The organism is Rhodanobacter sp. OK091 (assembly GCF_900142825.1).
GTDB lineage: Bacteria > Pseudomonadota > Gammaproteobacteria > Xanthomonadales > Rhodanobacteraceae > Rhodanobacter.
In genome coordinates this window covers 1077989-1090509 of the sequence record NZ_FRCH01000002.1, presented here as the reverse complement: position 1 = coordinate 1090509, position 12521 = coordinate 1077989, and the positions used below count along the sequence as shown (strand labels likewise).

General features: G+C 63.5%; 11 protein-coding genes. 3 read left to right on the top strand and 8 right to left on the bottom strand.

What is annotated here, in order from left to right; genetic code table 11:
• Positions 1 to 472 precede the first annotated feature (472 nt).
• Together BUA26_RS14210 and BUA26_RS14205 are read left to right on the top strand one after the other, a co-directional pair.
• The gene (locus BUA26_RS14210) at positions 473 to 835 is read left to right on the top strand and encodes a PadR family transcriptional regulator (protein WP_072761450.1); all 363 of its coding nucleotides are present in this window, start codon (positions 473 to 475) and stop codon (positions 833 to 835) included.
• Positions 835 to 1737: a sensor domain-containing protein gene (locus tag BUA26_RS14205; RefSeq protein WP_072761449.1), complete on the top strand. Its 903-nt coding sequence runs from the start codon at positions 835 to 837 to the stop codon at positions 1735 to 1737. Before BUA26_RS14210 ends, BUA26_RS14205 begins: the two co-directional genes overlap by 1 nt.
• A 16-nt stretch (positions 1738 to 1753) precedes the next feature.
• Here BUA26_RS14205 and BUA26_RS14200 read toward each other — a convergent pair whose 3' ends face one another.
• The 4 genes from BUA26_RS14200 to BUA26_RS14185 all read right to left on the bottom strand — a co-directional run bounded on the left by BUA26_RS14200 (position 1754) and on the right by BUA26_RS14185 (position 6603).
• Positions 1754 to 3310, bottom strand: coding sequence for a DUF1800 domain-containing protein (locus BUA26_RS14200; protein WP_083573010.1), 1557 nt, complete (start codon positions 3308 to 3310; stop codon positions 1754 to 1756).
• 58 nt (positions 3311 to 3368) lie between these two features.
• A complete protein-coding gene (locus tag BUA26_RS14195; protein WP_072761447.1) occupies positions 3369 to 4571 on the bottom strand; it encodes a DUF1501 domain-containing protein in 1203 nt (400 codons plus the stop codon).
• 52 nt (positions 4572 to 4623) lie between these two features.
• Positions 4624 to 6198: a DUF1800 domain-containing protein gene (locus BUA26_RS14190; RefSeq protein WP_072761446.1), complete on the bottom strand. Its 1575-nt coding sequence runs from the start codon at positions 6196 to 6198 to the stop codon at positions 4624 to 4626.
• Positions 6199 to 6315: 117 nt separating this feature from the next.
• Positions 6316 to 6603 (bottom strand): hypothetical protein, encoded by a 288-nt coding sequence (locus BUA26_RS14185; protein ID WP_072761445.1) that lies wholly within the window; start codon positions 6601 to 6603, stop codon positions 6316 to 6318.
• Positions 6604 to 6731: 128 nt separating this feature from the next.
• Here BUA26_RS14185 and BUA26_RS14180 point away from each other — a divergent pair, with 128 nt between their 5' ends.
• Positions 6732 to 7343: a class I SAM-dependent DNA methyltransferase gene (locus BUA26_RS14180; RefSeq protein ID WP_072761444.1), complete on the top strand. Its 612-nt coding sequence runs from the start codon at positions 6732 to 6734 to the stop codon at positions 7341 to 7343.
• Positions 7344 to 7355: 12 nt separating this feature from the next.
• On the opposite strand, the gene BUA26_RS14175 is transcribed toward BUA26_RS14180, so the two are convergent.
• The 4 genes from BUA26_RS14175 to metG all read right to left on the bottom strand — a co-directional run bounded on the left by BUA26_RS14175 (position 7356) and on the right by metG (position 12300).
• Entirely contained in the window at positions 7356 to 8684 is a 1329-nt protein-coding gene (locus tag BUA26_RS14175; RefSeq protein WP_072761443.1) for a carbohydrate porin, read from the bottom strand.
• Between the two features lie 259 nt (positions 8685 to 8943).
• Positions 8944 to 9585, bottom strand: coding sequence for an endonuclease III (gene nth / locus BUA26_RS14170; RefSeq protein ID WP_072761442.1), 642 nt, complete (start codon positions 9583 to 9585; stop codon positions 8944 to 8946).
• A complete protein-coding gene (locus tag BUA26_RS14165; protein ID WP_072761441.1) occupies positions 9582 to 10184 on the bottom strand; it encodes an RnfABCDGE type electron transport complex subunit B in 603 nt (200 codons plus the stop codon). Before BUA26_RS14165 ends, nth begins: the two co-directional genes overlap by 4 nt.
• A gap of 7 nt (positions 10185 to 10191) precedes the next feature.
• A complete protein-coding gene (metG, locus tag BUA26_RS14160; protein ID WP_072761440.1) occupies positions 10192 to 12300 on the bottom strand; it encodes a methionine--tRNA ligase in 2109 nt (702 codons plus the stop codon).
• Positions 12301 to 12521 lie beyond the last annotated feature (221 nt).

The window sequence follows — 12521 nt, the reverse complement described above, 5'->3', positions numbered from 1 at the left end:
GATTTCATCGCGTGGAAGGGGGATGCCGCGCGCATGCAGTGCAACAAATAATTCTTTGGCACGGGACTCATCGAGAGGATGAGCGAGCCCAGTCGTGAGGTTACAGACGATGCTCAAAGCATCTTGTGCTTTACCGATAAGTGGGTCCATAGGGCCTACGCGGGAGTAATGGGGGGTATACACAGAGGTTTCTTTCAGCCAGATGCCAATACGTTCTGTCGCGTCGGCCACCGCGATCGCCCAAGGTAGATCGGCACTGTCGAAATATGGTCGGTCAAGGAGCCAACTCTTTTTCAGGTCGAAATCGCACAGTCTGCTGCGCCTGCTGACACCAATGTTTGTACAACGTGTACACACATTGGTGTCATGCCCACACTGCTGATTCGCCCGGAGCATGACTTCAGGCCTATGTACTAGTGTCAACTTCGTACTATGGTTCACTCAAGTCTAAGCGGTAGTGAAGGTGAGCCCGATGGAAGACAGCTCCAGTCAGTTGAAGAAGTTCCAGAAGGAGCTTTCCAGCGGCACCGTGTCGCTGGTGCTGCTGGCCGTGCTGGGCCAGTCGCGTCAGCCGATGTATGGCTACCAGATCGCCAAGCGGCTCGAGGAAGTGGGCGAGGGCGTGCTGGCCGGCAAGCAGAGCGCGCTGTATCCGGTGCTGCGCAATCTGGAAGGCGCCGGCTTGCTCGCCAGCGAGGTCGAACCTTCCGTCAGCGGCCCGCCACGCCGCTACTACCGCATCACCAAGCCGGGGCGAGAGGTACTGCGCGAATGGGTCGCCGCCTGGACGGCTACCCGCGATTCCGTCGATAACGTCTTGCAAGGAGGGGTGTAATGAACGCGCCACGCACCATCAACGAATATCTGGAGCAGCTTCGCGCTGCCTTGCGCGGTGCCGATCCTGCCCTGGTGCAGGATGCACTGTACGACGCCGAGGAACATCTGCGTGCGGAGCTGGCCGAGCGGCCCGGCTGTGACGAGGCGGCCATGCTCGAACATGTCGTCGGCAGCTACGGCGCGCCGGACGAGGTGGCGGACATCTACCGCGATCAGGAGATCAAGATCCAGCGTGCGATCCGTCCGCCGCCGCCGCCGCAACGCCATTCGGTGCTGGGACGTTTCTTCGGCGTCGCGGCCGATCCACATACTTACGGCGCGCTGTTCTACCTGCTGCTGGCGCTGGCCACCGGTATTTTCTACTTCACCTGGGCGGTGACCGGCGTATCGCTGTCGGGTGGCCTGTCGGTGCTGATCATCGGCATACCGTTCATCGTGCTGTTCCTGGGCAGCGTACGCGGGCTGTCGTTGCTGGAGGGACGCATCGTGGAAACCATGCTGGGCGTGCGCATGCCACGCCGGCCACCGTATCCCGCACAGCAGGGGCTGCCGCTGCTGAAGCGCATCGGTGCGATGTTCACCGATGGCCGCACCTGGACCACGTTGTTCTACATGTTGCTGATGCTGCCGCTGGGCATCATCTATTTCACGATCACGGTAACGTTGTTGAGCTTGTCGCTGGGTCTCATCGGCTCTCCTTTCGCCAAGGCCTTCGGCTGGAACGTGATCAACATGGATTTCGATGGCTTCAGCTACTACGGCCCGGGCTGGTTCGGCACTATCGGGCTTTGCCTGGCCGGTATCGTGCTTCTGTTTGCCAGCCTGCATCTGGTGCGTGGCATCGGTCGGCTGCATGGGCAGATCGCCAAGCATCTGCTGGTGCCCAGCTCGGCGGCGTGAATCCAGGCCAAGCGGGTCAGCGATAGTTGAGGTCGGGCGAGGACAGCAGGTAGGTGTTCCATTCCTGTTGCGAGGTGGCCTCGGTGAGCGCAGTACGCGCCGCTTTCGAAAGGCGCGGCTCGATGGTGTCGTAATACAGCCGCGTGCTCAGCATCGGAAATCCGGCTTCGCGTGACGTGCTGCCGGCCGGCGTGAACAGCTGATTGTTGCCGGTGCCTATCGCGTTGGCGATGCCGAAGCGCTTTTCCATCTGACCGGAGCTGGTCCAGCTGTCGCCATCCAGCGGCCAACCGTCCGGAGTGATGCGGCCGAACAGGGGTTCATCGAGCTGGTTCAGCCAGTAGACCAGCGGCAGGGCATTGGCGAGAGGTTTGCCGTCGTAAGCCAGCCGTACCGACGACACTACGAACTGGGTCGGGTCTTTGAACTTCCCGCCGGCAGCGGCCACGAGCTCGCGCGACTCGAACAGGGTGCGCATCACCTTGGCCAGATCGCCATCGCTGCGCAGAAAGGCGCGGGCCATCTTGTCCACCAGTGGCTTGGGTGGCTGGTCGGCGACAAAATATTCGGCGAGCCGCTGCGAGACGAAATGCGCACAGGCGGGCTGGTGCACGATGATGTCGACGGCCTGATTCACTTCGTCGAAGCCACTGCCATGGATGGTGTGGCCGAGGAAGGTCTTGTCGCTGAAATCGTGCCGCTGCGGGTTGAACTCGAACAAACCGTTGCGGACCACCAGCGGTGCGAACTTGGGGTTGAAGCGTTGCGGCTTGCCGTCGACCGGTGCGATACCGACGCCGGTGAGGATCAGCGCCAGTTGCTGCACGTCCTGCTGGGTGTAGCCCGAATTGACGCCCAGCGTGTGCAGCTCCATCAGCTCGCGCGCATAGTTCTCGTTGACGTGGCCTTTCGCGTTCTGCGCGATGTCGAGAAATTCCAGCATCGCCGGACTTTCCAGCGTGGCCATCAACAGATCCTTGAACTTGCCCAGAGCGTGCGGACGAATGGTGTTCTGCACGTAGTCGGCCAGTTCCCAGCGGACGCGGCCTTTTGCGGCGTACACGCTGAAATGATTGAGCCAGAACCACACCAGTTGCTCTTTCAGCTGGTTGGGACCGTATACCGCCTGCAGCAGTTCGGCCTGCTGCGTCTCTTGCGCCAGCTGATTGCCGTGATCCTGCAAGGCCTTGTTCGCGGCGGCCTTGTCCGGTCCCTCAGGCAGCGCCTTGATGCGCTGCTGTTCGGTTTGGAGCGTGGCGAGCAGCTGCGTGGTCGGCGTGCCGACTGCTTCGAAGCTGTCGGTCAGCTGCGCGATCGCAGGTGGCAGCTGACCTTGCATGCGGTCGGCGAGTTGCGCATCCAGCAGATGTTTGCGGCCCAGGCTGCGGTATTCGACCACGCTTGCGCTGTCCAGGCCAAAGCCATCGCGGCGCAACCATGCAATATCGTCGGCGCCCAGGCTGGCCGGGCCACTGGCGCTGGCCAGCACCGGCGCGAGCAGTAGCAGCCATGCGGCCGTGCGCCACCGGCGTGCTGTCGTCATGGAAAAAGCGGTAACCGGCGTTCGGCGCATGTGGGGCGTTCCTTCGGGCGAAAGAGGTGATCCGTGCAGCGTCGCTGCAAGGCTTTGCTCATACCAGTTGCAAGTCCCTGGGCCGGGCTTGCGGGAACACGGTCTGCAGCTGGCTGTCGCGCAGCCCCCAGACGCGTCCCATCAGGCCGCCCAGCGTGTCGCGATAATTGTTGAGCACGGGGTAGTCGCGGTTCTGCAGCAGGTTCTGTTGATTGACGGCGACCTGCTCCCCGGCGATGCGGCCGCCGTTGACCTTGCCGCCCAGCACCCAGTGCACGGTGCCATGGCCGTGGTCGGTACCCTTGTCGCCGTTCTCGCGGAAGGTGCGGCCAAATTCGGAAACCACCACCACCACGGTGTTGTTCCATTCGTCGCCGAGCGCGTCCGCGTAGGCGGCCAGCCCTTCGCCGAGGTTGCGCAGATTGTTGGCCAGCCCACCGGTGACGCTGCCCTGGTTCACGTGGGTATCCCAGCCGCCGATGTCGATGAAACCCAGCCGGTAGCGCTCGCGCATCAGCGTGGCGATACGCTGCGTCTCGCTGGCAAAGCCCTTGGCGCTGGGCGCGCCGCGGCTGGCGTGAGCCATCTCGTCGCGCAGATCCTGCGATACGGTGTTCGGCAAGGCCAGGCCGTCCGCGGTGGCTGCAGCCAATGACGTGCCCTGATACATCTGGGTGAGGATCGCCGACTGGCGCGCGTCGAAGTGCGGTTTGGTGTCGCCTTTCAGCGAGATGTTGGGAATGTCCGTGGCGGCGCCCTGGAAACTCAGCGGCAGCGATTTGGTGAACGCGATCGGTGGCGTCCCCGGCAGCGCTCCGGATAGCCGGGCGAGAAAGCCGGAACGGAAGCTGCCGCGATTCGCGGTGGGTTCGCCGGATTCGATGTTGTCCTGAGTCTCGAAATGGCTGCGCGACATATCGTCGGTGCCCGCGAACGGCACGAAGGCGATCTGCTTGCGTTGCCACAGCGGGTAGATCGAATCGCGCAACACCGGGTTGAGGCCCCAGTTCGCATCCAGCGCGATCGCGCTATTGGGGTCGCCCGGATCGGGTCGGGCGATCGCCAATGTCGGTCGCGACGCGTAGTAGAAGTCGCTGCCGTGCGGCACCAACAGATTGTTGCAGTCGTAGCCGCCACGCAGGAACACCAGCAGGAAACGGGGTGCATGGGCCGGCATGGCGAACAGTTTTCCGGAGAACGACAGCGCCGGCAACGCGGCAGCGGCACTGGCAGCGGCGAACAGGAATTCACGGCGGTTCATGGCAAACCTCGATGCGGTGAGTCGTTGAAGTGGGTAGGTGGGTGCGATGGCGTCAGCGGTAACTGAAATCGGGCGAGGACAGCATGAACGTGTTCCATTCCGCGGGCGACTGCGCCTTGCCTAGCGCCGTGCGGGTGGCTTCGGACAAATAAGGCTCGATCGCAGCGCGATACAACGGCGTATTCAGTGTGGGCGTGTTTGGCGCAGGTACGTCGGGGCGCGATCCGGAAGTGTCATCGTCAGTCATGAACAGACGATTCCTGCCGCTGCCGATCGCACGTGCCACATCGAAGCGCTTGGCCATCTGTCCGGAGCCTGACCAACCGGCTGCGTCCAGCGGCCAGCCGTCCGGCGTGATCCGGCCGAATACGGGCTCGCCCATCTGGTTGAGCCAGTTGACCAGCGGCGCGGCGTTGCCGACCGGTTTGCCGTCATAGGTGAGCCGCATCGCCGAAACCAGGAACTGCGTGGGGTCCTTGAATTTTTTGCCGTAGCTAGCGGTCAGCGCGGGCGAGTCGAACATCGTGCGCAGTACCGCGGCGATGTCGCCATCGGTGCGCTGGAATGTCTGCGCCATCGCCGACACCAGTGCCGGCGGTGGCTGGTCGGCGACGAAATATTCGGCGAGCCGGCGCGAGATGAACTGTGCGCAGGCAGGCTGGCGGGTGATCAGCGTCACCGCTTGTTCTATCTCGTCGTAGCCGCTGCCCTTGATCGTGTGGCCAAGAAAGGTCTTGTCGCCGAAGTCGTGCTTGTTCGGGTTGAACACGAACAGGCCGTCGCGCACGAAGCCGGGCCGTCCGCGTTCGCCGAAGCGGCCCGGTCGCCCCTCGCGCAGCGGCGCGACACCGGCGCCGGTGAGGATCAGCGCCAGTTGCTGCACGTCTTGCTGGGTGTAGCCGGAGCCCACGCCCATCGTGTGCAGCTCCATCAGCTCGCGCGCGTAGTTTTCGTTGGTCTTGCCCTTGATGTTCTTCGCGTTGTCGAGGAACTCCAGCATGGCCGGGCTTTTCAGCGTAGCCATCAGCAGATCCCTGAACTTGCCCAATGCGTGCGGGCGGATGGCGTGTTCGGCGTAATCGTTGGCGACCAGCCGCACCCGCCCCTTGGTCGCGTACACGCTGAAATGGTTGAGCCAGAACCACACCATCTGCTCCTTCAGCTGGTCGCCGCCGTAGATGGCATGCAGCAGTTCGACCTGGGCCTCCTGCTGGTACAGCTTCTTCCGATATTCCTGCAGGGTTTTCTTCGTGGCCTCCTTGTCAGCACCTTCCGCGGCGTTCTTGAACTGCTTCTGCTGATCCCGGTAAGCCATCAGCAGTTGTGCCGGCGGCGTGTTGACCACGTCGTAGCTGTTGATCAGTGCGCTGATCGCCGGTGGCAAAGTGTCGTTGCGCCCGGCGAGCTCTTCATCCAGATAACGGACGCGTCCCAGCTGCTGATAGCGCGCCACGCTGGCCGAGTCGATGCCGAAACCGACGCGCTGCAGCCACGCGACATCGTCATGGCTCAACGGTTTTGCGCTCTGCGCCGGTACAGCCAGTGGCGCGAGCCCGGCGAGAGCGACCGGCAGGCAGCGCAGCAGCCGGGCGGCGATACCTGGGCGATGGATCGAATCTGGAGGCATGCGAACGTCCACGTTGGTTTCGGATGACAACAGGCTGATGCGCTGTCCTCCGATTCAACGCGGCAGAGGGCCGTCGGATGACACGGTCCGATTTTCCGCATGTTCTTGTGCGGCCGGTTAGAACTCGTCGACAAATTCGATACCGGCGTCGCGGTCACTGGCGATCATTTCGGCGTTCACGCGCACGGTCTTGGCCAGCTCGTCGCTGGGAGCATCCACTTCGATGAAATAGACCTGACCTTCACTGTCGCTTACCGACTCGCTGGAACTGGAATCCTCGCGCATGCCGGGCATGAGGTCGTCGACCTCCTCCACGTGTTCGATGTCGTCGATGCCATGCAGGGCGGCGATGACGGTATCGGCGTCGGCACGGCTGCCGATCAGCCGAAAGCGGACCATGGGCATGGGGCACTCCTCGCTACGATGACGGGTGACCATGCTTGCAAGTGCGGCGCATACGGGAAGTGATGTCTTCACGAGGGCAAATGACCCGTATCATGCGGCACTGCTCACCTTGACGAACTTCGATACCGATGCCCAAGACCTACGACCGCGAGTATTTCGACAAGTGGTATCGCGATCCGCAGCATTCAGTCGCCTCGCCGGCCGAGCTCAGGCGCAAGGTGGCGATGGTGGTGGCGCAAGCCGAGTACTACCTCGGCCGGACTATCCTCAATGTGCTCGATGTCGGCTGCGGCGAGGCAACCTGGCGTGCGCCGCTGCGCGCATTGCGTCCGCACATCGACTATCGCGGGCTGGACGCCAGCGAGTACGCCGTGGCGCGCTACGGTCGCAGCCGCAACATCGGCCTGGCGCGTTTCGGCCAGCTCGAACAGTTGCGTTTCGACACGCGTTTCGACTTGATCGTCTGCACCGATGTGCTGCATTACCTGAAGCCGGCCGAGATCCGCGCAGGTCTGCAGGGCATCGGCGAGATGCTCGAGGGCGTCGCGTTTCTCGAGGTATTCACCAATCGCGACGATGTGGCCGGCGATCATCACGGTTTCGTGGCGCGTGCGCCGGCCTGGTATCTGCGCGAGTTCGGCGAGGTGGGACTGCTGCCGTGCGGATCGCATTGCTACCTGGGGCCGCGGCTGGGGCGTCACATCGCGGCGCTGGAACGGGCGCAGCTGCCGAGCCGGTGATTCTTCGGGCGATCAGAACTCCAGATGGGCGCGCATGCCGACAAAGCGGGCCGGTCCGCGGGCGCGGTTGTAGCCCGGGTTGTGGATCAGCTGGATGTCGGGAGCGAGCGTCAGGTGATCGACCACCGCAATATTGTAATAAGCCTCGACGATGCGCTCGCGGCCATAGGCGAGCGCGCCATCGCCCAGCGTGAATCCCTGGCCGCCCAGGGCCAGGTAGTCGCGATGCGCTGGCGACAGCGCGTCGATGGCGAACGCGACGCCCAGATGATCTTTCGGCCGATCCCAATGCGCGCCGGAGAGCTGCAGGCCGGCGCTCAGGGTGCGATCCACTTCGGTGAACGCAAACGATTCGTTGCGACCGTCATTCCAGCCTGCGCGGGCGAACAGCCCGGTCTCGCCATCGTCCGCCAGCGGCAGCTCGCCGTTGACCGCGAAGCCGTACTTGCGCCGTCCGGGGCGGTCGTCGGCATGGATGTCCGGTGGGGTGCCATGAGCAAGCGCGTACGCAATGGCGTCGCGGTACACGCCCATGTTCGCGACGTTGCGGAATGCCAGCAGCCGCAGGATCGCGCCGTCCGCGTGCGGCTGCAAGGTCAGTTCGAGCTGCTCGCCGCGGGCGCGCCGCGGTGAACTCTCCAGCTTCGTCCCATTCGCTTCGACGGGCATCAGGTAGACGCCGTAGCGCAGGCTCCAGCTCGGGTTGATCCAGCCCAGCATCAGCCCGTCGGTATAGCCGCGGGTATCGGCGGCGAAATCCCACGCGGTGTTGTTGAGCAACGACCAATTCAGGAATTGCGTGCGTGCCGCATCGGCGTAGCGGTTCTTGTCGAAGTCGTCACTCACCGCCATCTTGCCCAACTTGATTTCGATGCGGTGGGTGGCTTCTTGGCCCGGCAACTGGTCCTGGCCGCGCTGAGCCGATTCGTGTTCGTCGCCCAGCGGCAGCGTCCAGCGCAGGTACCGGCGCGCGACGTAGGCGGTCTTGCTCAAGGTGCCGCCGCCGGAATGCACCACGTCGCCATTGGCAACGCCACCCAGGCCAGTGGCTCCGCTGACTGCCTCGCCCTTGAACATTTCCACGTCGAAGTAGAACTGGAAATGCGCCGGCAGGGCGACGCCGAAGTAGGCGCCGAAGGTGTGCGATCGCTCGGTATCGCCACGCGCGCGCAGGCTCATCGGGCCGCTGTACGGCGAATGCATGGACGATTGGTGCTGGTCGATGAAGGTGTACTGCGCACCCAGCCATTGCGGCACATACATCGGCGCGTCGTCGGCCAGCGTGGGGGTAGACGCCAGCGCAAGCCAGATGGCCGCGGCGAACAGGTGGATCTTTTTCATGCTCGTCTCCGTATCCGCTGCACGGAGCGAGCGGATCAGCCGGGCAGCGATCCACTCGCGGCCGGGCCGCGAGAGTAGATGTCTGTGTGCATCGAAAGCGCCGCAGGGGCGGTCCGGCTGCAACTGGCTGGGTCGCTGTCCATGGTGGATCAGGTCTCGTGGGGTTCTGGTGCAGGTGAAGGCGCGCGCATGCTGACCGCAGGAGAAGTCTATGTCAATGCAAAAATGGTGACACGAACAAAAACCGCATATGGTTTCGTCAAGGCACCGCGACGGTCTTGTGCTTGTAGCCGCACAGGTCGCGGATCGCGCAATGCGGGCAGTCCGGTTTGCGTGCCTTGCATACGTAACGGCCGTGCAGGATCAGCCAATGATGCGCGTCCTGTTTGAACTCGGCTGGGATCACCTTCTCGAGCTTGGCTTCGACCGCGCGCACATCCTTGCCCGGTGCCAGGCCGGTACGGTTGGCCACGCGAAAGATATGCGTATCCACCGCGATGGTCGGTTCGCCGAACGCCGTGTTGAGCACCACGTTGGCGGTCTTGCGGCCGACCCCGGGGAGGGCTTCCAGCGCTTCGCGATTGTGCGGCACTTCGCCACCGTGCCGCTCGATCAGCAGCTGGCACAGCGCGATCACGTTCTTGGCCTTCGCGTTGAACAATCCGATCGTGCTGATGTAACGCTTCAGGCCTTCCTCGCCAAGCTCGAGGATGGCCTGCGGCGTGTTGGCGACCGGATACAGTTTCCTGGTGGCCTTGTTGACACCGACATCGGTAGCCTGCGCCGACAATACCACCGCGACCAGCAATTCGAACGGCGTGCTGTAGGCGAGCTCGGTGGTCGGGTGCGGGTTGAGTTCGCGCAGCCGCGAGAAAAGCTCGATCGCGTCGGCGCGTTTCATGGTTTCGGTTCCTGCTGCTTTGCCTTGGCGCGGGCCAGGGCCTCCAGCACAGGATTGCGCTGGGCGTTGGTGTCGACGGCCGCCTTGCGCGCCGCCAGTTCCGTCTCGTGTTCGACCCGCAGGCGCTCCAGCCGCACCTCGTGCCGCTGGAAATGCGCGCGTGCCGCGTCGGCGTGAGCGGTGTCGAGCTGTGCTTCGGGCATGGGCAGCAGCACGATGCAGTCGACCGGGCAGGCCGGCACGCACAGCTCGCAGCCGGTGCAGTCGTCGGCGATCACCGTGTGCATCAATTTCGCCGCGCCGACGATCGCATCGACCGGACAGGCCTGGATGCATTTGGTGCAACCGATGCAGTCGGCCTCGACGATGCGCGCCAGCGCGCGCGGCTTCTCGACGCCGTTTGCGGGGTTCAGCGGCAGCACCGGCCGATCGAGCAGCGCCGCCAGTTTCACGATGCCGTCCGCGCCACCAGGCGGACATTGGTTGATTTCCGCCTCACCACGCGCGATCGCTTCTGCATACGGCCGGCAGCCGTGATAGCCGCACTGCTCGCATTGCGTCTGCGGCAACAGCGCATCGATGCGGTCGGCCCATGTCATGGCGGGATCAGCGGACGGTGGCACCCGGCTTCGCACCCTGGTCGGCATCGAGCAGGAACAGGTCGCTGCCGCCGTCGCCGGCCGACAGGATCATGCCTTCGGACAGGCCGAAACGCATCTTGCGCGGAGCGAGGTTGGCGATGAACACCACGTTGCGGCCGATCAGCTTGTCCGGTTCGCCGTAAGCGGCGCGGATGCCGGAGAAGATCTGTCGCGTGCCCAGCGGACCGGCGTCCAGTTCGAAGCGCAACAGCTTGTCCGAACCATCGACGAATTCGCAGGCGCTGACCTTGCCGATGCGCAGGTCGAGCCGTGCGAAGTCGTCCATGGCGATGGTGGTCGGTGCTGCAGCGGTTTCGTTGCCGGCAACCTTTTCGCTCATGGATTTCCCCGATTCCTTTGGCTTCTTGTTTGCTGCAGGCGCGGCTACCGGCTCGGGAGAGCTGCCCAGCGAATCCTTCGAGGCCTCGACCATCGCCTCGATGCGCTTGGGATCGATACGGCCGAGCAGCGGCTCGAAGGCATGGATGGCATGGTTGTGCAGCGCGGCGCGAGCGTCGTCGAAATCGGTGATCGGTGCGGCCAGGAATTGTTCGGCGGCGGTCACGGTGGCCGGCAGTATCGGCTTGAGCATGCCGGCCAGCAGGCGGAATGCGGTCAGCGCGAACGAACACACCTGGTGCAGTTCCTCGCGCAGCGCTTCGTCCTTGGCCATCGCCCACGGCGCCTTGGCGGCGATATGGCCGTTGACCAGGTCGGCCATCAGCACGAAGCGGCGGGTGACCTCGGCGAAGTCGCCGCTGTCGTACAGCTCGGCGATGCCGTCGTAGTGTTCCAGCAAGCTGTTCCACAGCACGGTTTCCTGCGCGCCGAACTGCGGCGCCAGGCGGCCGTCGAAGAATTTTTGCACGAAGCCCGCGGTGCGGCTGGCGATATTCACCCATTTGCCTACCAGGTGCGAGTTGACGCGCTCCTCGAACGCCTTGAGATCGAGATCCACATCGACCGGCGCATCGCTGAGCATGGTGGCGAAGTAATAGCGCAGGAATTCCGGATGGATGCCGGCGTCGAGGTAGGTACGCGCCTGGATGAAGGTGCCGCGCGACTTGGACATCTTGGCGCCGTTCACGGTCAGGTAGCCGTTGACGTGCAGCGCGGTCGGCGTGCGGAAGCCGGCACCGTGCAGCATCGCCGGCCAGAACAGGCCGTGGAAGTTGATGATGTCCTTGCCGATGAAATGGTGCATCTCGGCGGTGCTGTCGGTGCCCAGGAAGTCGTCGAACTTCAGGCCGGTGCGGTCGCACAGCGCCTTGAAGCTGGCCAGGTAGCCGACCGGCGCATCCAGCCACACATAGAAAAACTTGCCCGGCGCGTCGGGAATCGGAAAACCGAAGTACGGCGCATCGCGCGAGATGTCCCAATCCTTCAGGCCACCGTCCAGCCATTCCCGCAGCTTCGCGGCGACGCCGCTGTTCGCCACCGGCCTGCCGTGGGTGAACTTGCCGGCGAACCAGTCGCGCAGCAGTCCCTGGAATTTGCTCAGCTCGAAGAAGTAATGCTCCGAATCGCGCAGCACCGGCGTGGCACCGGACATCACCGAATAAGGATTGATCAGGTCGGTCGGCGCGTAGGTGGCGCCGCAGTGCTCGCAGTTGTCGCCATATTGGTCCGGCGTGCCGCAGTTCGGGCAGACGCCTTTGATGTAGCGATCCGGCAGGAACATCTGCTTTTCCGGATCGAACAGCTGCTTGATGTTCCGCTTGGCGATATAGCCGGCATCGCGCAGGCGCGTGTAGATCAGCGAGGCCAGCTCGCGGTTCTCGTCCGAATGCGTGGTGTGGTATTGGTCGAAGCTGAAGTTGAATTCGGCAAAGTCGGCTTCATGGCCGGCGCGGATGCCGGCGATGAATGCTTCGGGCGACATGCCGGCTTTCTCCGCGGCCAGCATGATCGGCGTGCCGTGGGCATCGTCCGCGGCAACGAAATGTACCTCGTTGCCCATCATCCGCTGCGCACGTACCCAGATATCCGTCTGGATGTAGCCCAGCATGTGGCCAAGATGCAGCGGGCCGTTGGCATAGGGCAGGGCGTGGGTGACGAGCAGGCGACGACTCATGGCAGACAGACACTCCGGAATGACTTTGCATTATTGCATGTGGGGCCTGCGGTTGGCCGTATATCGGGGTTCGCGGAGGGCGTCGATTCCGACGGAGTGATGTGAGGGCGCTCATTCGCGGTGGCCTGCCGGCCTCACGAAGTGCGTCTTTTCGGTTTGCACGATTTGTTCTATTTGTGTACATTTGTACGCGTTTTAAAGATCCGGGCCAAAGTGATGAA

What these genes read in the sequence shown, in the direction of transcription:
- nth (WP_072761442.1), bottom strand. Translation starts at nt 9,585, where the DNA reads ATGAAACGCGCCGACGCGATCGAGCTTTTCTCGCGGCTGCGCGAACTC.
- BUA26_RS14165 (WP_072761441.1), bottom strand. Translation starts at nt 10,184, where the DNA reads ATGACATGGGCCGACCGCATCGATGCGCTGTTGCCGCAGACGCAATGC.
- BUA26_RS14180 (WP_072761444.1), top strand. Translation starts at nt 6,732, where the DNA reads ATGCCCAAGACCTACGACCGCGAGTATTTCGACAAGTGGTATCGCGAT.
- BUA26_RS14200 (WP_083573010.1), bottom strand. Translation starts at nt 3,310, where the DNA reads ATGCGCCGAACGCCGGTTACCGCTTTTTCCATGACGACAGCACGCCGG.
- BUA26_RS14210 (WP_072761450.1), top strand. Translation starts at nt 473, where the DNA reads ATGGAAGACAGCTCCAGTCAGTTGAAGAAGTTCCAGAAGGAGCTTTCC.
- BUA26_RS14190 (WP_072761446.1), bottom strand. Translation starts at nt 6,198, where the DNA reads ATGCCTCCAGATTCGATCCATCGCCCAGGTATCGCCGCCCGGCTGCTG.
- metG (WP_072761440.1), bottom strand. Translation starts at nt 12,300, where the DNA reads ATGAGTCGTCGCCTGCTCGTCACCCACGCCCTGCCCTATGCCAACGGC.
- BUA26_RS14185 (WP_072761445.1), bottom strand. Translation starts at nt 6,603, where the DNA reads ATGCCCATGGTCCGCTTTCGGCTGATCGGCAGCCGTGCCGACGCCGAT.
- BUA26_RS14175 (WP_072761443.1), bottom strand. Translation starts at nt 8,684, where the DNA reads ATGAAAAAGATCCACCTGTTCGCCGCGGCCATCTGGCTTGCGCTGGCG.
- BUA26_RS14195 (WP_072761447.1), bottom strand. Translation starts at nt 4,571, where the DNA reads ATGAACCGCCGTGAATTCCTGTTCGCCGCTGCCAGTGCCGCTGCCGCG.
- BUA26_RS14205 (WP_072761449.1), top strand. Translation starts at nt 835, where the DNA reads ATGAACGCGCCACGCACCATCAACGAATATCTGGAGCAGCTTCGCGCT.